14 protein-coding genes are annotated in these 24,144 nt (G+C 45.2%); 9 read left to right on the forward strand and 5 right to left on the reverse strand.

Annotated features, from left to right (window positions below; all coding sequences use genetic code 11):
• Positions 1-72: 72 nt before the first annotated feature.
• The 9 genes from FTD44_RS08740 (at position 73) to FTD44_RS08780 (ending at position 17,909) form a co-directional block, all read left to right on the forward strand.
• Entirely contained in the window at positions 73-657 is a 585-nt protein-coding gene (locus tag FTD44_RS08740; protein ID WP_222166098.1) for an RNA polymerase sigma-70 factor, read from the forward strand.
• Entirely contained in the window at positions 654-1,604 is a 951-nt protein-coding gene (locus tag FTD44_RS08745; protein WP_222166099.1) for a FecR domain-containing protein, read from the forward strand. Before FTD44_RS08740 ends, FTD44_RS08745 begins: the two co-directional genes overlap by 4 nt.
• 67 nt (positions 1,605-1,671) lie before the next feature.
• Positions 1,672-3,570 carry a carboxypeptidase-like regulatory domain-containing protein gene (locus tag FTD44_RS08750; protein ID WP_222166100.1) on the forward strand — a complete coding sequence of 633 codons (1,899 nt, stop codon included), beginning with the start codon at positions 1,672-1,674 and terminating at the stop codon, positions 3,568-3,570.
• 66 nt (positions 3,571-3,636) lie between these two features.
• Positions 3,637-4,764: a hypothetical protein gene (locus FTD44_RS08755; protein WP_222166101.1), complete on the forward strand. Its 1,128-nt coding sequence runs from the start codon at positions 3,637-3,639 to the stop codon at positions 4,762-4,764.
• 62 nt (positions 4,765-4,826) lie between these two features.
• Positions 4,827-5,552, forward strand: a complete 726-nt coding sequence (locus FTD44_RS08760; protein ID WP_222166102.1) for a head GIN domain-containing protein — start codon at positions 4,827-4,829, stop codon at positions 5,550-5,552.
• A gap of 120 nt (positions 5,553-5,672) precedes the next feature.
• Positions 5,673-6,470 (forward strand): SDR family NAD(P)-dependent oxidoreductase, encoded by a 798-nt coding sequence (locus FTD44_RS08765; protein ID WP_222166103.1) that lies wholly within the window; start codon positions 5,673-5,675, stop codon positions 6,468-6,470.
• Between the two features lie 10 nt (positions 6,471-6,480).
• A complete protein-coding gene (locus tag FTD44_RS08770; protein WP_222166104.1) occupies positions 6,481-7,470 on the forward strand; it encodes an NAD-dependent epimerase/dehydratase family protein in 990 nt (329 codons plus the stop codon).
• Positions 7,471-7,581: 111 nt separating this feature from the next.
• Complete coding sequence (locus FTD44_RS08775; RefSeq protein WP_222166105.1) at positions 7,582-8,340, forward strand: TatD family hydrolase; 759 nt, start codon at positions 7,582-7,584, stop codon at positions 8,338-8,340.
• Between the two features lie 113 nt (positions 8,341-8,453).
• Positions 8,454-17,909 carry a gliding motility-associated C-terminal domain-containing protein gene (locus FTD44_RS08780; RefSeq protein WP_222166106.1) on the forward strand — a complete coding sequence of 3,152 codons (9,456 nt, stop codon included), beginning with the start codon at positions 8,454-8,456 and terminating at the stop codon, positions 17,907-17,909.
• 429 nt (positions 17,910-18,338) lie between these two features.
• Here FTD44_RS08780 and FTD44_RS08785 read toward each other — a convergent pair whose 3' ends face one another.
• The 5 genes from FTD44_RS08785 to FTD44_RS08805 all read right to left on the reverse strand — a co-directional run bounded on the left by FTD44_RS08785 (position 18,339) and on the right by FTD44_RS08805 (position 24,109).
• The gene (locus tag FTD44_RS08785; protein WP_222166107.1) at positions 18,339-19,355 is read right to left on the reverse strand and encodes a TerC family protein; all 1,017 of its coding nucleotides are present in this window, start codon (positions 19,353-19,355) and stop codon (positions 18,339-18,341) included.
• 29 nt (positions 19,356-19,384) lie between these two features.
• Entirely contained in the window at positions 19,385-21,106 is a 1,722-nt protein-coding gene (locus FTD44_RS08790) for a hypothetical protein (protein WP_222166108.1), read from the reverse strand.
• Between the two features lie 65 nt (positions 21,107-21,171).
• The gene (locus FTD44_RS08795) at positions 21,172-22,416 is read right to left on the reverse strand and encodes a DUF445 domain-containing protein (protein WP_222166109.1); all 1,245 of its coding nucleotides are present in this window, start codon (positions 22,414-22,416) and stop codon (positions 21,172-21,174) included.
• Between the two features lie 76 nt (positions 22,417-22,492).
• A complete protein-coding gene (locus FTD44_RS08800) occupies positions 22,493-22,858 on the reverse strand; it encodes a TerB family tellurite resistance protein (protein ID WP_129021791.1) in 366 nt (121 codons plus the stop codon).
• A 39-nt stretch (positions 22,859-22,897) separates the two neighbouring features.
• The gene (locus FTD44_RS08805) at positions 22,898-24,109 is read right to left on the reverse strand and encodes an alanine dehydrogenase (protein WP_129021790.1); all 1,212 of its coding nucleotides are present in this window, start codon (positions 24,107-24,109) and stop codon (positions 22,898-22,900) included.
• Positions 24,110-24,144 lie beyond the last annotated feature (35 nt).

Consider the following 24,144-nt stretch of genomic DNA (forward strand, 5'->3'; position numbering starts at 1 on the left):
AGAAGGCAAGTATCTTGTCTTTATTGTACATTCACCATTGATTGTAATCGATTGATCACTATATAGCCGTACATGACCAATACTTTACCCTTACACTGGAACACAGAAGCAGGCTTCGAAGAGCTGTTCAGGGCTTTGTATGCTCCTTTGTACCGTTATGCATCCGGCTTGCTCGCAGATGAAATGCAGGCAGAGGAAGCGGTGCAGGATGTATTTCTGCGCCTATGGCAGCAAAAGGATCAGGTGTCTATAGAGACCAATGTCCAGGCATACCTCTACCGGGCTGTACATAACCAGTCTATGAACATCCTAAACCATGAAAAAGTGAAAGAAAAATACCAGCAGTATGCCCGGCATAGCAGCCCTCAGTATGCTGATGGCCCGGCACAGGGAATGTATGCCAAAGAGCTGCAGCAGCAGATTGGCAAGGCTATGGAAAAAATCCCGGAGAAATGCCGTACCGTATTTCACCTCAGCCGGCAGGAAGAGCTGAGTTATAAGGAAATTGCTGCAAAGTTAGGATTGTCTATCAAGACAGTGGAAAACCAGGTAGCTAAGGCGCTAAAGATCCTGCGTACAGAACTGAAGGATTACCTGCCCATGCTGGCGGTAATGGTGACCATATTCAAATTATTTTTTAAAAACGGGGATTTATGATGGACGATTTACTCATAAAATATATTGTGGGCGAAGCCAGTGTAGCGGAACGGAATGAGGTGGAGGACTGGATCGGATCGGATCCTGCCAACCGTCAGGCTTATGAGCGACTGCATACAATCTGGCAACACGGTAAAACACCAGATGCTGCAACAGCACCGGATGTTGATGCTGCCTGGAAGCGATTTGCAGCTAGAAGAGCAGAAGAGCTTGCATACCATGCACCGATGACAATCCGTAAAAACAATAGCTGGAAGCGATTTGCAGCCGCAGCTGCTGTACTACTGATCGTTTTTTCCGGAGCGCTTTGGTACTTTAACAGTGGTACCGTGTACCGTACCAAAGCCCTTGCAGAGGTGCTCACCTTACCGGACCAGTCAACCATTACGCTGAACAAAAATTCCAGGTTGTCCTATGCACGCAGTTTTAACCGTAAAGATCGTGTCGTAACATTAGAGGGAGAAGGCTTCTTTGATGTCGCCAAAAATCCGAAGAAACCCTTTATTATTCATGTCAAAGATATTGACGTAAGAGTCGTAGGCACCTCCTTCAATATCCGCTCTACAAATGATTTGACCGAAGTGGCCGTGGAAAGTGGTATTGTAAAAGTAATGGGTAAGGGACAGACCTATACATTAAGGGTAGGAGACAAGGTTACCTTTAAGAAAGGGGTACCGCAGGCAGCGGTGGAGCAGATTCAAAACCAGCTATACCAGTATTACCGGACCAATATGTTTGTATGTGAAGGTACACCGCTACCGGAGCTCATACAAGGACTGAGTGATGCTTACGGGGTAGCGATAGACATACAGAACCCGCTACTGGAACAACAACACCTGACCAGTAAGTATCCACGGACCGATTCAATAGAACCCATACTACAAAAAGTAGCCCTTACGCTGAATGCCCGCCTCATCAGGCAAGCCAAAGGCTATATTCTTAAATAACAATAACCGGAGCAGGACAAATATGTTTTGCTCCGGTTATGCTTAACTTTACGTTCGAATCCTGAATATGATAATACCTGTACACGAAAAATATTTTTATAAAAAAGTAATTTGTTTCCTGGCTTTCTTTTTCCTGTGCTGTACCGCTACTGCACAGGATTTGCTGCAATTGAAACTTACGGTGGATGCAGACAAACGTCCATTGAAAGAAGTGCTGAACCAGATGGAGACAAAGGGCAAGTTTTTCTTCTCTTATAACAGCGATATCATTTCGGACAAAAAAATAGTGACCGTTCATGCACAGGAACAACCGGTAGAGCAGATACTGGAAAACCTGCTGGGCACCGCCTATCGCTACCAGGTAATGGACAATCATATTATCATCAGGAGTGCCATCGGTCAGGGCATTATTGTATCCGGACGATTGATAGAAGCCGAAACCGGCCATCCTATTGAATTTGCTTCGGTGTACGAAAAGTCAGTGCTGTCCGGAACCATGACCGATGCCAATGGCAACTTTAAGCTGCACATCAGGCAACCATTGAATAATTATGAACTCGTCATCAGTAAACTGTCTTATGAAGATACGGTGATACAGGTGCAGAAAAGTTTCTCTCCGCAGCAGCCGATCGCATTGCGCAAGTCTGTATACATGCTCGATAGCGTAGATGTGGTAGGTATACAGAATCACTGGCTGGCCCGCCGTCTGCTGAGTACCAAATCAAAAGTAAACAGCATTAACCTCAATAAATTCTTTGCCAGACAACCTTTCCAGTTTAGTGTATTACCCGGTATCAGTTCCAAAAACCGCCTGGGTAGCCAGACCATCAATAAATTTTCATTCAACCTGTTGGGCGGATACTCGGCAGGTGTAAGAGGCTTTGAGTATGGAACCGTATTCAATATTGTACAGAAAGATATGCAATATGTACAGCTCAGCGGCCTGTTCAATATGGTCGGTGGCAGCATGGAAGGCGTGCAGGTAGGCGGTGTATATAATTATGTGCGCAATGACGTGGATGGTGTGCAGACCAGTGCTGTATTTAATTCGGCCAATGGCAGTGTACATGGTGTACAGGTCAGCGGGGTATATAACCGATCCATGCAGTTGCATGGTGTACAGGCCTCTGCGGTGTTTAACTGGAATAAAGAAGAGGTACACGGCGCGCAGATAACCGGTATCATCAATAAAGCCCATAATACAGAAGGCATACAGGCTTCAGGCTTTATGAACTGGAACGAGACCTCAATGGAAGGGCTGCAGTTTGCCGGAGTACTGAACAAAAATAATGAGTTGAACGGAGTGCAATTTACCGGTGGGGTCAATTACACACAGGAGCAGACCAAAGGGGTACAGATCTCCGGTATTGCCAATGTGACCCGTAAAATTATGGATGGGGTACAGATCGCAGGCCTCCTGAATTATGCAAAGACAGTTAATGGTACACAGATCGGTCTCGTGAACATTGCTGACACTACAACAGGCTTAAGTATTGGCCTCATCAATATTATTCTTAAAGGAAAACATAGTATTGATATCAATACCACTGAATGGCAACCATATAGTATAGCCTATAAATCCGGGTCTGACCGCTTGTATAATATCTTCCAGGCAGGAGGTAATCTGCGTCCGGATCATAAGATGCTCAGCATCGGTTATGGTATTGGGAATACATTGCCACTTGGCCGTAAACATACGCTGGTACAGGAAATAAGCGTAAACACCATTTATGCCGGTAACTGGAACGAGCAGAATATGCTTTCACGCTATCAGCTCATGTACCAGTATCAGCTGCATCCTAACCTGCGTGTATATACAGGACCCGCTTTTTCAGTATTATACTACGAAAGCACCAATGTATATGAAGGCTTTGCTACGCCTTATAAAACAGCATATCCTTCTTTTGCCATAGGTAGCCATGTCAATTGCTGGCTGGGCTGGACCCTGGGCATTTCCATTTTTTAAAATATTTTTTGCGAGCGCATAGGGGTTGAAGATGAGGTTCTTGTCTTATTATAAAAGACAAAAAACATGCTTACAAACTTTAAATCTCTACTGTTCCAATCCCTGGTTGCCGGTGTAACGGGTATCACTTTACTGAATCCTGTTGCCGTGCAGGCGCAAGAGCATCAGCGTGCTCACTTCGGATTAGTATATCCAATCAGTACTAATGGTATTCGTGCGGCACAGATTAGCAATACCGTTTCTTTACACGTACTGGCCGGTGTAAGTGCCGGAGAAGATGGTGCAGCCATTTCAGGACTGGCTACTATTATCAAAGGATCACAACGTGGTGTGGTGATCAGTGGTTTATGTACCCTGATCAGTGGAGATGTATCCGGTGTGCAGATCTCTGGCTTAGTGAATACTGCAGGATCGGGTAACGGAGCACAAGTAGCCGGACTGGTCAATACCGCCCGTAGTCAGGATGGTGTGCAGGTGGCAGGTCTGACCAATATAGCTTCGGTTAATGCAACTGCACAGATCGCAGGTCTTGTGAATACAGCACAGACGGCAACCGTACAGATTGCAGGCATCAGCAACCTGAGTGCAAAAAGCAGTAATGTACAGATCGCAGGACTGGTCAATACCAGTGCGAACAGTAACGGGCAGATCGCCGGGCTGGTCAATATTGCCGGTAAAGTTAAAGGAGTACAGATCGCCGGACTGGTCAATATCGCAGCAGAAAGCGATTGCCCGATCGGTATCCTGAACCTGGTTAAAAACGGAGAAAAGCAATTGGGCGTTACCGTAGATGAAGCCGGAAATGCAGTACTGGCCTTACGTACAGGCGGCAAGCGTACTTATGGCATCCTGGGTGCGGGTATGAATATGCGTATGCCCGATGCGCCATATACAATGGAAGCGGGTCTCGGCTTACGTGTGCCGCTGAGCAAAGCACTACGCCTCAACTTCGAGGTGAGCAATACCGCCAACACAAATTTCAAAGAAATCTCTTACTATAAATCCTCTTTCAGAGCCTTACTGGGCCTGCAATTGGGCCGTGTAGAACTGGTAGCCGGACCTACATTTAACTATGTCAATTATATCTCCGGACAGGAAAGCTATACCAGCCACAGCCTTTGGGATTTTTACGGTAAGGAGTCTACCAACAGCCTGTTCATCGGCGGATTCGCCGGAGTACATATCCGTATATAACTTTTTACTACTTCAATACATACTCAACTACTATTTATCTCAATCTTAAAAACAAAATCATAATGAAAAAGATCAGTTCATTAATTGCTATAGTATTCGTTATTGCCGGCATCGCCAGCCTGAGCTCCTGCCGCAAAATTATCGGTGAAGGTCCTGTACTTACAGAAGAACGCACCGTTGCCAATTTTACAGAAGTAGAGACCAGCATTCCCGGTGCAGTATATCTTGCCGAGGGTACGGTGCAGCAGGTAAGAATAGAATCACAGCAGAACATCATTGATGTGGTAGAGACAAAAGTAGAAGACGGCGTATTGAAACTGAAATTGCGCAACAATACCATCCTCGCCAATAACAGTAATTTGAAAGTATACATTAGCATACCTAAATTCCGTGCGATCAGCCTGATGGGTTCCGGTAATGTAAATGCAGAAAGTGGTCTGAATAGTTATGAACTGGATCTTAAACTGACTGGCTCCGGTAATATAGATATAGATCGCCTGTACGGCAGTAATCTGTACAGCCAGCTGACCGGCAGCGGAAATATCCGCATCGGTGCCGGTACTGTAGAGTACCAGACCGTACGTATTACAGGCAGTGGCGATTATGATGCAAAAAATATGAACAGCAATTATGCCGATGTAACCATTACCGGATCGGGAAATGCTACGGTAAAAGCCAATAATAGCCTGAAAGCAAGAATCTCCGGTAGCGGAAATGTGTATTACTATGGTAATCCGGTTACGGATGTAAGTATTACTGGTTCCGGCAATGTAAAACATCAGAATTAGTATGAAGATGGAATAAGGTGTACACCAAAACGAGAGGGCAGCCTGCGGGTAAATGATCATCGCTGACAAGGCCTGCAGGTTTGCCTTTTACAATTTTTACTCACTTTAAAACATCAAGTAATGACTAGAGAACAGTTTGTGCTGATTACCGGAGCCGGTAAAGGCCTGGGCAAAGCGTTTGCCACACAATGTGCCCGCATGGGCTATAACCTCATCTTACTGGCACTACCCGGAGAGAATACCGAAGCCCTTGCCCGGCACATTATGTATGAATACAAAGTCCTGGTGCATACCTACGAACTGGATATGACAGACGAGGTATTGCTGGAACAGGCTATGGAAGATATAAACAGCCGTTACCAGGTATTCTTCCTGATCAATAACGCCGGCATCGGAGGTACCGCATCTATTACCCGTGCGGCTTTCCGCGACCTGGACCGCATTATTAACCTAAATGTAAGGGCTACCGTAAAGGTCACCACCATGCTCTTGCCTAACCTGTTGCAGGCAGAAAAAAGTTATATCCTCAACATCGCCAGTATGGCGGCCCTCTCGCCGATTGCCTATAAGACCGTTTACCCAGCATCCAAAGCATTTATAGCCTCCTTTTCCCTCGGGCTCAGGGAAGAACTGAAAGGGCAGGGTGTATCGGTAAGTATTGTGTACCCCGGCCCCATCATGACCAACTGTAATGTGTCCGGACGTATACTGGCACAGGGTTACATTGCCCGAATGGGACTGATCAACACTGATGCTATAGCCCGTACCGCTATTGAAAAAACATTATCGGGCAAAGCCCGTATTGTACCAGGTATCTGGAACAGGATCTCTTCTAAATTATTACAGTGGCTGCCTGCCGGTACCGCATTACGCCTCATCTCTACTTCCGTAAAGAAGGAACTGCAATTCACCTCCTAAATTTTTAATCATGGATCAAACAGTATTGATTACCGGCGCCTCAGGGTTGCTGGGGGCTAATCTTGTGCGCTATATGTATTCATTGGGTTATACGATCAGGGTTCTGGTCAGACCCGGCGCAGATCTGTCTTTACTGGCCGATATACCTATGGATATCCGTTATGGTTATATCGATCGTAAAGCCTCTGTCGAAGAAGCCATACAAGGTTGCCGTTATGTGGTGCATGCAGCTTCGCTCACCACACAATGGGGCACGGCATACGAGGCTTACCAGACGATCAACATCACCGCAACCCAATATATTGCAGAAGCCTGTATGGCATATGGTGTGAAGCGGATGATTTACATCGGTACAGCCAACACATTGGCACCAGGCTCAAAGTCCGCACCAGGCACGGAGTTAAATGCTTTCGGTCTGCACCATATTAATTCTGGTTATATCAACAGTAAATATGTAGCCCTGCAATACATACAGGAGCAGGTGCAGCAAAAAGGCCTGCCGGCGGTTATCATCAGCCCCACGTTTATGATCGGTGCATATGACATCAAGCCCAGTTCCGGGCAGCTCATCCTGCATGGATTGAGCCGCAGCTGGATGGCTTATCCTTCCGGCGGCAAGAATTTTGTACATGTTACAGATGTATGTAAGGGCATTATACAGGCGCTGGATCGCGGAGGGATAGGGGAGCATTACCTGCTGGCAGGTCATAACCTAACCTACAAAGAATTTTTCCGTACCGTAGATGCTGCTTCCGGAATTGTGAGAAGAAAATTGCGCATTCCCGGTACCTTACTGAGAGGGCTGGGCCGTGCCGGTTCCCTGCTGGAACAGGTTATACGCCGCCCGGTAAAGTTGAACTATGCCGGAGCATACATGTTATCGCTGGATAATTATTATTCCGGGGCCAAAGCTGCACGGGAATTAGACATACAGTACCAGGATATAGATACTGCCGTAGCCGATGCCCTGCAATGGTTCAGACAGCAGCGTTATTGTTAACCGGGTTTATAGCCCTATAAAGTCTATCGAAATTATGTTAATAGCAATTTTTGTAATTTTGCGTGCGCTGCTGGCCAAGTATGGTATTACCCGCAGCAAATCCAGACCAATATGATTGATACGCACGCACACTTGTATGACGAACAGTTTTCAGCAGATATCGCAGAGATCATCTCCCGTGCCCGGGCAAATGGGGTAGAGAAGGTATATCTGCCCAACTGTGACAGTAGTACGATTCCGGCTATGATGGCATTGACAGAGCAATACCCCGGTTATTGTATTCCCATGATCGGTATCCATCCCTGTTATGTAAAGGAGTCGTATGAAGCAGAACTGAAGATCATGCAGGAATGGCTGGATAAAGCATCTTTTGCTGCGATCGGCGAGATCGGACTGGACTATTACTGGGACCAGACCTTTGTTGCAGAGCAGAAAGATGCTTTTCGCCGTCAGATCGATTGGGCACTGGAGCGTGCGCTGCCTATCGTGATCCATAGCAGAAATGCCACTCAGGACTGTATCGATATTGTCCGTGAAAAACAAAATGGTCAGCTGAAAGGAATATTTCATTGCTTCGGCGACGACCTTAATGCCGCAGAACAGATCATTGATCTGGGTTTTAAGCTGGGCATTGGTGGTGTGGTGACTTTTAAAAACAGTACTTTACCCGAAGTCTTACGTGCAGTTGACCTGGAGCACCTGGTGCTCGAGACAGATGCTCCTTACCTGGCACCGGTTCCATACCGGGGCAAGCGCAATGAAAGCAGTTATATTCCCCTGATCGCTCAGAAAGTAGCCGATATTAAAGAAGTACCATTGAGTATGGTGGCTGAGCGTACCACTAAAACTGCAGAGGCTTTATTCTCTTAATATAATCATATTGTTAACAATCATGTATACTTAAGTCAAATTAATATGTAGTTAATCTGACACAGATACTTTTGCTCGGTTTTATCATAAGGATTTTCCTTTATTGATTTATTATGAGCAAGAAGTTTACATTGATTGGCGCCCTTTGGGTGCTCATTTTCGCGTCTTTGTCTGCATACAAAGTGCAGGCGCAGACATGTCCCCGTATATTAAGTATTTATGTAGATGCCTGTACCCCCAGCGATGAGGGATACAATGAACTATTTACCTTCCAGGTAGGTACGACAGCTATCAGCAACTATAATAATATAGACATTACCTGGGCAACAACAAATAATCCCTTTAACGGCTTTATTAAAAATACAACCACCGCGAGCAAGGTGACAGCGTTTAATAATGCGATCATCAATGCAAATGGTTGTGGTCGCCTGATTGAACCTACCGGAACTTCTTTGCCTGCTAATGCAAAGGTTGTTGTCTTTACCAGCCAGAATGTAGATCCTAACTATATTTCATTCGGAGCCCTGGCAGAGGATATGTATGTGCTCTTCCATAATAATCCATCCAATACCAATGGTTATTTTGCCAATAATGGATCCTCCGCCATGCGTTACCTTACTCTGGAGACAGCCAGTCCATCTTGTTCCACAACCGTTGGATATAACAGGGCCAATCTGGCGAATACAGATGGTGCCAGTGTAAGCTTTAATGCCAGCGGTACACCTACATACCTGAATAATGGTTGTGTCGCGCCGGTTAATACCAGTCCGGGTGCGATGGCAGATATTACTGTCGCATCAGGATCAGTCAGTACTGCAACCTTATGCCGCAATACAGCGATGACTGCCATTGTTTTCAATGTGACTAATGCAACCGGTGCAACAGCAACAAACCTTCCACCCGGTGTAAGCGGGACTTATAATAGTACGACGAATCAATTTACCCTGAGTGGTACCCCGACTACAGCCGGGTTATATAACTATAAAGTCAAGACCACGGGCGGTTGCGGCGTAGATTCTGTTATGGCTACATTGGCCGTTACTAATCCGGTCACACCGATTTTTACCCAAGTCCCTGCAATCTGTTCTGGTGCTAGTTTATCAGCTTTACCAACACAATCTACTAACGGTATCACCGGAACCTGGTCTCCAGCCTTGAACAACACGGCTACGACTACCTATACGTTTACGCCGAATGCTAATCAATGTGCCGGTAGTACTACAATGACCATCACCGTCAATCCGGTTGTTGATCCAGTATTTACCCAAGTCCCTGCCATCTGTTCTGGTGCTGCTTTATCTGCTTTGCCTACTCAATCGACTAACGGCATCACCGGGACCTGGTCTCCTGCCTTGAGTAATACGGCTACGACTACCTATACGTTTACGCCGAATGCTAATCAATGTGCCGGTAGTACTACAATGACCATCACCGTCAATCCTGTTGTTGATCCAGTATTTACCCAAGTACCTGCAATTTGTGCTGGTACTGCTTTATCGGCTTTGCCTACTCAATCTATTAACGGCATTACCGGAACCTGGTCTCCAGCCTTGAATAATACAGCTACGACTACATATACATTTACACCAAATGCCAATCAATGTGCCGGCAATACCACGATGACCATCACAGTCAATCCAGTTGTTGATCCTGTATTTACCCAAGTGCCTGCCATCTGTGTCGGTGCTACTTTAGCGGCATTACCAACACAATCAAATAATGGGATTACCGGAACCTGGTCACCTTCCTTGAATAATACTGCTACGACGACGTATACCTTTACACCGAGTGCCAATCAATGTGCGGGCAGTACCACAATGACCATCACTGTCAATCCGGTTATTGATCCGGTCTTTACTCAAATCCCTGCCATCTGTTCTGGCGCTAACTTAGCATCATTACCAACACAATCCACAAATGGTATCACAGGTAGCTGGTCACCTGCTATCAACAATACAGCGACTACTACATACACATTTACACCTGATCAGAATCAATGTGCCGGTAGTACCACAACGACCATCACCGTCAATTCCGTTATTGATCCAGTATTTACACAGGTACCTGCAATCTGTTCTGGAACTACTTTGTCTGCTTTACCAACACAATCAAATAACGGTATCACCGGAACCTGGTCTCCTGCATTAAATAATACTACAACGACAACGTATACCTTTACGCCTAGTCAGAATCAGTGTGCCGGTAGTACCACAATGACCATCACCGTCAACCCGGTTATTGATCCAGTATTTACCCAAGTACCTGCAATTTGTTCTGGCGCTAACTTAGCATCATTACCTACACAATCCACAAATGGTATCACAGGTAGCTGGTCGCCTGCTATCAACAATACAGCGACTACTACATATAACTTTACACCTGATCAAAATCAGTGTGCTGGTAGTACCACAATGACTATTGAGGTAAATAATAATACTACACCGACGTTCACCCAAGTACCTGCAATTTGTGCTGGTACTGCTTTATCAGTTCTGCCAACAACTTCGAATAATGGTATTACCGGAACCTGGTCTCCAGCCTTGAATAATATGGCTACGACGACGTATACTTTTACACCTGGTCAGAATCAGTGTGCCGGAACTACCACAATGATCATCACGGTCAATCCTGTTGTTAATCCAGTATTTACCCAAGTCCCTGCCATCTGTTCTGGCGCTACTTTAGCGGCTTTACCAACGCAATCAAATAACGGTATTACCGGAACCTGGTCGCCAGCCTTGAATAATATGGCTACTACGACCTATACGTTTACGCCTGATCAGAATCAGTGTGCCGGCAGTGCCACAATGACGATTGAAGTCAATAATAATACTACACCCACGTTTACACAAGTACCTGCAATTTGTGCTGGCGCTAACTTAGCATCATTACCGACACAATCCACAAATGGTATTACCGGGACTTGGTCGCCTGCAATCAACAATACAGCGACTACTACATATACATTTACACCTGATCAGAATCAGTGTGCTGGTAGTACGACAATGACTATTGGGGTCAATAATAATACCACACCGACGTTCACACAAGTGGCTCCGATCTGTACCGGTAATGCTTTAGCGGCTTTGCCAGCAACTTCGAATAACGGTATTACAGGTAGCTGGTCTCCTGCCTTGAACAATGCTGCAACGACGACCTACACATTCACACCGAATGCAAACCAATGTGCGGTTAGTACTACAATGACAATTCAAGTCAATAGCAATACCACACCAACATTCACGCAAGTGCTTGCAATTTGTGCTGGCGCTAACTTAGCATCATTACCTACACAATCCACAAATGGTATCACAGGTAGCTGGTCACCTGCTATCAACAATACAGCGACTACTACATATACATTTACACCTGATCAGAATCAGTGTGCGGGCAGTACCACAATGACCATTATAGTCAACCCTGTTGTTGATCCAGTATTTACCCAAGTACCTGCAATCTGTTCTGGCGCTACCTTAGCGGCTTTACCAACGCAATCAACTAACGGGATTAGTGGAAGCTGGTCTCCAGCCTTGAATAATACAGCTACTACGACCTATACGTTTACGCCGAGTGCCAATCAGTGTGCCGGTAGTACAACAATGACCATCACCGTCAACCCGGTTATTGATCCTGTATTTACCCAAGTACCTGCAATTTGTGCTGGTGCTAACTTAGCATCATTACCTACACAATCCACAAATGGTATCACAGGTAGCTGGTCACCTGCTATCAACAATACCGCTACGACAACGTATACCTTTTCGCCAAGTGCAAACCAATGTGCGGGAACTACCACAATGACCATCACGGTCAACCCTGTTGTTGATCCTGTATTTACACAAGTACCTGCAATTTGTGCCGGAGCTATTTTAGCGGCTTTACCAACGCAATCAAATAATGGGATCACCGGAACCTGGTCTCCTGCATTAAATAATACCGCTACGACAACGTATACCTTCACGCCAAGTGCAAACCAATGTGCAGGAACTACCACAATGACCATCACGGTCAATCCTGTTATTGATCCTGTATTTACGCAAGTACCTGCGATTTGCGCTGGTACTGTATTATCAACTTTACCTACTCAGTCGAATAATGGTATTAATGGAACCTGGTCTCCTGCATTGAACAATACAGCAACTACTACATACACCTTTACGCCAAGTGTAAATCAATGTGCAGGTAGTACTACAATGACCATCACTGTCAATCCTGTTGTTGATCCAATATTTACACAAGTACCTGCCATCTGTTCTGGCGCTAACTTAGCATCATTACCTACACAATCCACTAATGGTATCACTGGGACCTGGTCGCCTGCATTAAATAATACTACAACTACAACGTATACCTTTACACCTAGTCAGAATCAGTGTGCCGGTAGTACCACAATGACGATTGAAGTCAATAATAATACTACACCCACGTTCACACAAGTACCTGCAATTTGTGCTGGCGCTAACTTAGCATCATTACCGACACAATCCACAAATGGTATTACCGGGACCTGGTCGCCTGCAATCAACAATACAGCGACTACTACATATACATTTACACCTGATCAGAATCAGTGTGCTGGTAGTACGACAATGACTATTGGGGTCAATAATAATACCACACCGACGTTCACACAAGTGGCTCCGATCTGTACCGGTAATGCTTTAGCGGCTTTGCCAGCAACTTCGAATAACGGTATTACAGGTAGCTGGTCTCCTGCCTTGAACAATGCTGCAACGACGACCTACACATTCACACCGAATGCAAACCAATGTGCGGTTAGTACTACAATGACAATTCAAGTCAATAGCAATACCACACCAACATTCACGCAAGTGCCTGCAATCTGTGCAGGAGTTGCTTTACCTACTTTGCCTACTCAATCAAATAACGGTATCACCGGAACCTGGTCACCTGCTATCAACAATACAGCGACTACTACATATACATTTACACCTGATCAAAATCAATGTGCCGGTAGTACTACAATGACCATCACCGTCAACCCGGTGGTTGATCCAGTATTTACACAAGTACCTGCCATCTGTGCTGGTGCTGCTTTATCGGCTTTGCCTACTCAATCTACTAATGGGATTAGCGGAACCTGGTCTCCTGCCTTGAACAATACGGCTACGACTACATATACATTTACGCCAAGTGCAAACCAATGTGCCGGCAGTGCTACAATGACCATCACCGTCAATCCGGTTGTTGATCCTGTATTTACACAAGTGCCTGCGATCTGTACTGGCGCTACCTTAGCAGCTTTACCAACCCAATCTACTAATGGTATTAGTGGAACCTGGTCACCTGCAATCAACAATACTGCAACTACTACATACACCTTTACGCCAAGTGCAAACCAATGTGCAGGTAGTACTACAATGACTATTGAGGTCAATAATAATACTACACCAACGTTTACCCAAGTCGCTCTGATCTGTGCTGGTGCTAACTTAGCAGCTTTACCAACACAATCTACTAATGGTATCACTGGAACCTGGTCTCCAGCCTTGAATAATACGGCTACTACGACCTATACGTTTACGCCGAATGCCAATCAATGTGCCGGCAGTGCTACAATGACCATCACCGTCAACCCGGTTGTTGATCCTGTATTTACCCAAGTACCTGCAATCTGTGCCGGAGCTACTTTAGCAGCTTTGCCAACGCAATCAAATAACGGGATTAGTGGAACCTGGTCACCTGCCTTAAACAACACGGCTACGACTACCTATACGTTTACGCCGAATGCCAATCAATGTGCGGGCAGTACCACAATGACCATCACCGTCAATCCGGTTATTGATCCAATATTTACACAAGTACCTGCAATCTGTGCAGGAACTGCTTTAGCGGCTTTGCCGGCAACTTCGAATAACGGTATTACAGGTAGCTGGTCTCCTGCATTGAACAACACGGTTACTACTACATATACATTTACACCTGATCAAAATCAGTGTGCTGGTAGTACGACAATGACTATTGGGGTCAATAATAATACCACACCAACGTTCACCCAAGTCGCCCCGATCTGTGCTGGTGCCACTTTATCAGCTCTGCCAGCAACTTCGACTAACGGTATCATAGGCACCTGGTCACCTGCATTGAACAATACGGCTACGACGACCTATACATTCACTCCAGCAGCAGGACAATGTGCTATTACTACTACGATGACGATTCAAGTCAATAATAATACTACACCAACATTCACGCAAGTGCCAGCTATCTGCGCCGGTACCGCTTTATTAGCTTTACCAACGACTTCGAATAATGGCATTACAGGGACCTGGTCGCCTGTCTTGAACAATACCGCAACGACAACGTATACCTTTACGCCAAGTGCAAACCAATGTGCAGGACCTACCACAATGACGATTGAGGTCAATCCTGTTGTTGATCCAATATTTACACAAGTACCTGCGATTTGCGCTGGGACTGTATTATCAGCTTTACCTACTCAGTCGAATAATGGTATTAATGGAACCTGGTCTCCTACATTGAACAATGCCGCAACGACGACCTACACATTCTCTCCAGCAGTAGGACAATGTGCAGTTAATACTACGATGACGATTCAAGTCAATAATAATACTACACCAACGTTCACGCAAGTCGCTCCGATCTGTACCGGTGCTACACTTTCGGCATTGCCTACCCAATCGACTAACGGTATCACTGGCACCTGGTCACCTGCTTTAAATAATACCGCAACGACTACTTATACATTTACTCCAGCAGCAGGACAATGTGCGGTTACTACTACGATGACGATTCAAGTCAATAATAATACTACACCAATGTTCACGCAAGTGCCTCCGATCTGTGCTGGTGCTACGTTATCAGCTCTTCCGGCAACTTCTAATAATGGTATTACTGGAACCTGGTCTCCTGCTTTGAACAATACGGCTACGACAACATATACTTTTACACCAGGTGCGAATCAATGTGCAGCTACGACTACAATGACGATTACGGTTAATCCAGCTGTAACACCAACGTTCACGCAAGTGTCTTCGATCTGTGCTGGTGCTACGTTATCAGCACTGCCAGCAACTTCGAACAATAGTATCACTGGAGCTTGGTCACCTGCATTGAACAATACGGCTACGACTACTTATACCTTTACACCGGGTGCGAATCAATGTGCCGTTACGGCTACAATGACGATTCAGGTCAATAATAATACCGTACCAACGTTCACACAGGTGGCTCCGATCTGTGCTGGTGCTACGTTATCAGCTCTTCCGGCAACTTCTAATAATGGTATTACTGGAATCTGGTCTCCTGCCATGAACAATACGGCAACGACAACGTACACCTTTACACCGGGTGCAAATCAATGTGCAGCTACGACTACAATGACGATTACGGTTAATCCAGCTGTAACACCAATGTTCACGCAAGTGCCTACAATCTGTGCGGGTACTACTTTATCAGCTTTGCCAACGACTTCTAATAATGGTATTACAGGTTCCTGGTCACCTGCATTGAATAATACGGCTACGACTACTTATACCTTTACACCGGGTGCGAATCAATGTGCAGCTACGACTACAATGACGATCACCGTTAATCCGGCTGTAACACCAACGTTTACGCAGGTTGCTCCGATCTGTGCCGGTACCGCTTTATCAGCTTTACCAACGACTTCTAATAATGCTATCACAGGTAGCTGGTCACCTGCCTTGAACAATGCCGCAACGACGACCTATACATTCACTCCAGCAGCAGGCCAATGTGCGGTTAATACTACGATGACGATTCAAGTCAATAATAATAACACACCGACGTTCGTACAAGTCGCTCCTATCTGTACTGGCACTACACTTTCGGCTTTGCCTACCCAATCGACTAACGGTATCACTGGTAGCTGGTCACCTGCAATCAACAATACAGCAACTACCACATACACATTCACTCCAGCAGCAGGTCAATGTGCGGTTAGCACTACGATGACAATTCAAGTCAATAATAATACCACACCAACCTTCACGCAAGTGCCTGCAATCTGTGCGGGTACTACTTTATCAGCTTTACCAACGACTTCGAATAATGGTATCACAGGTTCCTGGTCTCCTGCCTTGAACAATGCTGCAACGACAACATATACTTTTACACCGGGTGCGAATCAATGTGCAACTACAACTACAATGACGATCACCGTTAATCCGGCTGTAACACCAACCTTCACGCAAGTGCCTGCAATCTGTGCGGGTACTACTTTATCAGCTTTACCAACGACTTCGAATAATGCTATCACCGGTAGCTGGTCTCCTGCTATGAACAATGCTGCAACGACTGCTTATACATTTACCCCGGCAACTGGTCAATGTGCGGCAACTGCAACGATGACCATCACTGTCAATCAACCGGTCACGCCTGCGTTTACCGCTGTATCACCGGTATGTATCGGATCGGTAATTGCTCCATTGCCTGCTATCTCTAACAATGGTATTAATGGTAGCTGGAGTCCGGCATTGGATAATACGACCACTACAACCTATACCTTTACGCCTGTAGCAGGGCAATGTGCTGGTACGGCAACAATGACTATTGTGGTGCAGCCTCACCCCTCAGGTAACCGCCAGGTAACTATATGTGCCGGTAGCAGCTATACATTTAATGGTGTGGTCTATACGGCAAGTAATCATACCGCAAAGGATACTATTCCTAATCCGGCCGGATGTGATAGTATTATTACGCTTGATCTTACCGTATTGCCAGTGAATGCGATTGCAACGGTGCAAACCCTGAATGGATGCGGATCTATTGTGTTTAATGGGGTAACCTATACTCAGAATACGCAATTGAAGGATACTATACCAAACCAGTATGGTTGCGATAGTATCTACAGGATAACGCATATTGTGATTTATCCGCAAAACGGAATAGCACGCAGCATAGATACAGTTGGCTGTGACAGGGTAGTATACAACGGAAAAACATACTATGAAAATACCATACTGAAGGATACGCTGTACACCGTTAATGGTTGCGACAGCCTTTACCTTACAGTGAATGTACATGTTGAAAAAATGGGGCTGACCTTGTCCGTTGAGCCGGAGCAGCCTTACGAAGGAGAGTATTTTACCTTAAAGACAGACAATACTTCCGGCATTGCATATGAGATCGTATCCTGGAGTCCTGCAAGTTTATTTAACGATCAGTACAACAGGACGCAGCAGCTAAAATTAAATCAGGCTACAAACATCAGTGTCGTAGCAATATCTGCTTCGGGTTGTATGGACACAGCAACAATTGATATTAACCTGAGACCTTATCGTAAAGATGTAATGATGCCGAATGCCTTTACACCAAATGGAGACGGAAAGAACGATGTTTTTGCACCCGTACTGGCATTGGATCGTAGCTATAATATGGTTGACTTCAGAATATTTAACCGCTGGGGTCAGGTGCTGCATTCCACATCTAATATCAATAGCGGATGGGATGGCACTTTCAAAGGGGCACCGCAAGAGCAGGGTGTTTATTATTATACGCTTACGATATACTTTATGGATGGGTCCAAACAGGCCTTTAAAGGAGACCTGATGTTGATCCGCTAAGGTGACAGGTAGCCAAATGAATATAGTGAGGGGTTATGTATCATGCATAATCCCTCATTATTTTAATAATATAGCGAAAAGCAATGCAGAATTAACATTTACTATTGATAATACATTTTTTTGGGAGAACCCGGATTTTTATTTTTGTATTGAAGTAAATGAAATAAACCGTGATCGGCCGGTTAGCCGCTAGTTGTATTATATGAATAGTAGCAACACAACGCTTCACCTGATCTGGTGGGCGTCTTTAAAAGTATCAGAAAAACTATTGCTAAGCAAAAAACACAATATCAGTTTTATTTCAGATAGCGTTATTTGCTCCATGTGGGAAGCAGAAGGGAAACCAGACTTAAGATAGTTGATCAAACAAAATATAAAAGCACTTCTGTTAAGAAGTGCTTTTATATTTGATGCTTATGTACGGTATTATTATTGATGCTCTTTTTTCTCTCCCGGGAAAATCAGAGAGAGTATTACAGAAACAATGAGTACACCTCCTACGATGGTTAATGATATCGGAGAAGAAATATGTACCCATGGTGCGATCAGCATTTTAATACCAATGAAGGTAAGAATGATCGACAACCCGTAAGGTAATTTGCTGAACATGTGAATAAAGTTGGACAGCAGGAAGTATAATGATCTCAGACCCAGTATCGCAAAGATATTTGAGGTATACAGGATGAAGGGATCTTTAGAGATCGCAAAGATCGCAGGGATGGAATCCACCGCAAACAGTACATCCGTAAACTCGATTACCGAAACAACAACCAGTAATGGTGTGGCCATTTTAATACCGTTCTGTATGGTGAAAAAACGATCTCCATCGTATTCATCACTTACCTTATACAGGCGCTTTACCAGGTTAGCTCCGGCCGAGCGGCTGAAATCTTTTTCTTCATCTTTATTGCCACCGCCCCAGGATTTGATACCGGCGTAGATCAGGAACAGCCCGAAAAGTGTAAGCACTACATTGACCTGCACATTCTGTCCAAACAGGTTCATTTCCGGCAGGAAAGTAATATTGATGATACCGACACCGGCAAAAATGAAAATCGCACGGAAAATTAATGCCCCGATGATACCCCAGAACAATACTCTGTGGTGGAGTGCACGGGGTACATTGAAATAATTAAATACCAGTATAAATACAAAGAGATTATCTACAGACAGCGCTTTCTCAATCCAGTATGCAGCCTGGAACTGGGCGAATTTGTCAAGAGCTAAAGTATGACCACCAGCATCTTTATTGAATACCCAGTAAACAACACCGGAAAAGATCATGGCCAGTGAGATCCATACAAAGCTCCAGATGGCAGCCTCTTTAGAGGATACCTCGTGGCTTTTCTTATTGAAAATGCCCAGATCTAATAAAAGCATAATAATCACCAGGATGGCAAATCCCCAGACAAGGCTGGGATGTAATGCGGCAATGTTTGTTTCCATGATACGTATTTCTGAATAGTTGATGTTACTTAAAATGTGCTGTAATCTCTTCTTGCAAAGTTGAGTCTTAGTCCTGAATATATATAAGTCGATTGCTGGTCAGGTATAATTTGCGCTGCTACAGTATAGCGTCTGTGGGTACCTCCGAGGTCAAAATACAGACCAGAGGCGATCTCGTAACTCAGGTTCAGACTCAGGGACATGCCCGTTGCCTGAGGACCGTTGATCATATGTACACCGTACAAGGCCGGAATATCTTTATTGTATGCTTTAGACAGGTCATTTCCGTAGTTGACATTGCCGGTATCGATCCCTTGCTGGTATAACAGCGCTTTAGCCTGTATATTCCAGCGGGCACCAGGACGGTAATTTGCCATCAGCACCAGTTCCCGGAAGCCGGCACCTAAAGGGTGGGCCAGGGGCAGGTTGTTGTTGGTGAAATTAGAGGCAATATAACCCTGGTTATTCCGGTCGTAATGCTGGAACGTATAAGGACGCAGTACATTTACCTCTGCCTGCAGGTCAAGGTTAGGCACCGTAAAAGCATCATAGTAGTTCACGCCCAACTGTCCGCCCCATTTGTTATGCAGGTAGCCATTGTTGCCGAAAAACTCTTTTGCCGTAAATTCATTGATCAGGAACTGTCCATACAAAGCCAGACCTTTAGCCGGTATAGCCTTGGCTCTTATACCGATCGCTACTTTGTCCGGACTGCCCAGACTACGCTCAATGGCACGGTAGAAGATCATCGGATTCATATAGCCGAGCTCGAAATGATTACTGCGGTTGAAGACCACCATTTCATACACACCCAGGTTCAGCCAGGAAGTAATGTTGGCACTCAGGTGATGGGCTGTGGCATATTTATATCCGTAACTGTTATCTGTAAGATCATTGCCCGGTATATGCTGATCCGGACTAAGGCGCATGTACAGGTTATCATACTGCAGTTTCCATATTTTGGTATGCAGGTGCACGTAAGCAGCCGGTGCCGAAAAATCAGACAGGATAAGGCTTCTGTACCCATCACCGATTTTCTGGTAATCATAGCCTGCTGCAATGGAAACATAATCCTTTATCAGGCTGGCACTGATCTGACCGGTAGGTAACCAGTACTGATATTGTCCCGGTGCTGTTTGTCGGAACTTATGTACTCCTATCAGTGTATTGCGCCTGTCGTTATATTGCTGGTAAAAGCTTACCGGTTCTTCATATACATAGCGCAGATTGAAGTCTGCGCCGATAAAGTTTTTATAAGTAGCCCGCAGTTTAGCACCGGCAGTAAAATACTGTTTGTATCCTTCACCGTTTTCCGATCGCTCGTATAATCCCTGGTAACCCAATACAGGGTTTATACTCAGGAACAGGTCACGGCTGTTATGATAGATGAAGTCTGTTTTTGTTTTGTAAAAGCTATTCATCACAGGCATCCTTGACCGGATAGCCCCGTCATGATCTTCTGTAACCCATTCTCCGTTCTGACCCAGGTAACGGCTCATCAGGCCATTATCAGTATTACTCCATCCGTTACGGAGATTTTGCTGCTGCGCTTCTTTCAGGAACGCCGCAACATCTTTGCGCTGCAGCGGTTGTACAGCAGTATGCAGTTCATCAGATAATTCGCCGGACAAGGCCTCGATTCGGCTCAGGTAAGCAGCAGTGCCATCCTGGATATCCACCCGGCCACTCTGGGCAGTAGCCTTTACGGCAATCCCCAGGCTCAGGCAAGAAAGAAGTAAGCTGTATTTCATAGTCAGAGGTTCTGCCTTTTTGTAAAAGATGCAATTTACAAAGAAAACCGACGACTTGCATTAAATTAAAGGAGCCAGTGAGATAAGACATAGATCAGCAGTCCGACCAGTCCGCCGACTATAGTACCATTGACGCGTATAAACTGCAGATCCTTACCTACTTCCAGCTCCAGCTTCTCACTCAGGTCCCGTCCCTGCCAGTTACCTACCGTATTACTGATGAGGTCGCCTGCCTTATGGCGGTGTTTCATAATAGCCTTATAGGCATTGTAACGGATCCAGTTGTTGATCTTGTCAATAATAGCCTCATCAGACTGGAATGTATTGGCCAGATCATCGATCGTTTTGATCATATATAACTTCAGGCCGGAGTGTTCATCATCCAGTCCTTCCAGCAGGCTGTCTTTAATGCTCCTCCAGATATCCGCAGCCATAGCATCCGTTTTGGCAGAGGACAGCAGGTCTTCTCTCAATAGCCTCAGCTCATCATACCATTCCGTTTTTACTTTAATGTCTTCTGCCAGCTGTAATAATTGCTGCTGTATATCCTGTCGTACCTTATGCTGTTGATTCTGTTCTATTTCTTCAAAATAGCGGGCCAGACCACTGGTGATTTTCTTTGCGATCAGGTTGTCTACAAAACCCGGGATCAGCATAGAGCTTTCCTGTTTTACCCGGTCTTTTACCAGCGATTCATTCTCTGTAATGTAGGTCTTTAACTTTCCTGCAATAAAACCCACAACTTTTTCTTGTGCCCCTTTTTCGACCAGGTAGGTAATCCCGTTCGATAGCAGCAGGTTTATATTCAGTGTATGGATCAGTTCTTTTCCCTTCCGGGCAATAAGGTCTGCAATAAAAGCATCATCCAGTTCTGTAATGATCTTACGCAGCCAGTGACTGATCTCGTCCTGCAGCAATTTTTTATGCTGGGGTTTCTGCAGCCAGTCGGCTATGTATTGCGCAATATTCAGCCGGCCGATGTAGGGACGTATATTCTCTGCGGTAAGAAAGTTGTCTACAACAAAGTTTCCGAGATTGTCGCCGATGCGCTGCTTGCTGTTTTCGATCAGGTTGGTATGCGGTATACGAATGCCTAAAGGATAGTGGAACAGGGCCGTTACCGCAAACCAGTCGGCCAGTGCACCCACCATTGCAGCTTCTGAAAAGGCCTTTACATAACCCAGCCAGGGCCAGGATTCATGCTTAAGTAATAGGGTAGTGGTGATAAAGACCGCTGCCATAAGCAGGAAGAGGCCCGTGGCAAAAAACTTATATTTACGGAGCTGTATGCGTTTTTCTTCGTTGGTCATAGCTTTTTGTTTTAGGGAAATCGCAGATGATATCAAGAAAAAAGCCAAAAGCCTTCAGGCTCCTGGCTTTCGTGGATTAATCTTTGTTTTCGATGTTCCAGTGATCAAACAATAAGTTTAAATAATAGTTTTCTGTTTTGGTGATGATGTTGTCAGCCTTTGTCAGTTTTAACGCAAACTCAATAAAGTCCAGTCGTTCTTTTTCTGTGGCATCATCATAAAAATCGTCCATGTACTGCAGGAAATGATTTTCCCAGTCTTCCGGTTCCAGCCTGCTGATCTTGTCCATTTCCTTGTCGAGGCTGATGTGAAACGGGAATTCTTTAACCAGGTATTCCCGGATGATCATATCACCTTCCGGATTAAATTTAAAGTCAACAGCAGAAAGGATCATTAACAAGTGGTAGCCGGCAATAGTCTTATTCGTTCGTTGGTGTTGCATAATTAGTAGTAGAAATAGGAGTAAATCGGTGTTTGGTTTTTATATAAAGTTGTTCATGATCAGGTCAAGATCAGTATATTTCAGGTCAAAGCGTTTGGCGATATGCTGGTTCGTTACCATGCCCTTGTACAGGTACACTCCGTTACGGATACCCGATTTGTTTTTCAGCAGGTAGTCCACGCCGCCTTTGCCGGCGATATCCAGCACGATCGGCATCAGTACGTTACTGATCGCTCTTGAGGCCGTACGGGCTACACCGGAAGCAATATTGGGTACACAATAGTGAATCACATCATATTTGGTAAATACCGGGTTGTCATGTGTGGTAGGACGCGAGGTTTCTACACAACCACCACGGTCGATGCTGACATCAATAATGACAGAACCAGACTTCATCATGCCCACCATCTCTTCAGTAATCACCAGTGGCGTTACCCCATTGATAGGCTTCAGCGCACCGATCACTACATCAGCTTTCGGGAGCACTTTCTTCAGTTCATTCGGGTCAATGACGGAGGTATAGAGGCGTTGTCCTACATTATTCTGCAGGCGCATAAGGCGGTAGATAGAATTATCGAAGATCATTACATTCGCACCCAGCCCAAGGGCTGTACGGGTTGCCGATTCGCCCACAATACCCGCACCGATAACAACAACCTGTGCCGGCGGCACACCGGAGATACCCCCCAGCAATACGCCCACACCACGGTTAGAGGTGCTCAGGTATTTGGCCGCCTCAATAATGGCAGAGCTACCGGCAATCTGGCTCATGGAGCGCACAATGGGATAGGTTCCGCTATCGTCCTTGATAGAATCAAAGGCAATGGCGATGATTTTTTTATTGACCAGCTGCTGCATCATTCCTGCCTTCAGAAAGGGCAGGTGTATAGGGGAGATGACAACCTTACCTGCTTGCAGCAGGCAGATCTCCTCTTCCGAAATAGGCGCAGATTTGATCACAATATCAGACTGGAATACCTCGGCCTTATCATAAGCGATTTTGGCACCGGCTTCACTGAAATCTTTGTCGGAATAATAGGCATGTTCGCCCGCATTATGTTCTACCACTACCTCATGTCCGTTCTGGATCAGTACAGATACTGCATCGGGTGTTAATGCAATCCTGTTTTCGGAAAAAGTATCTTCTTTTGGAATCCCAATAAAGAGCTGTTTCTTTCTCGGAATTATTTCGATAGTCTCTTCTAAAGGGATGTACGAAAATGAAGAAGAAATTTTTACCCTGGTAGACATAATTTATGCAAGTGTATTAGGGATTAAAAGTAAGG

Origin of the sequence: Edaphocola aurantiacus, assembly GCF_019797745.1 — a bacterium.
Taxonomy (GTDB): domain Bacteria; phylum Bacteroidota; class Bacteroidia; order Chitinophagales; family Chitinophagaceae; genus Edaphocola; species Edaphocola aurantiacus.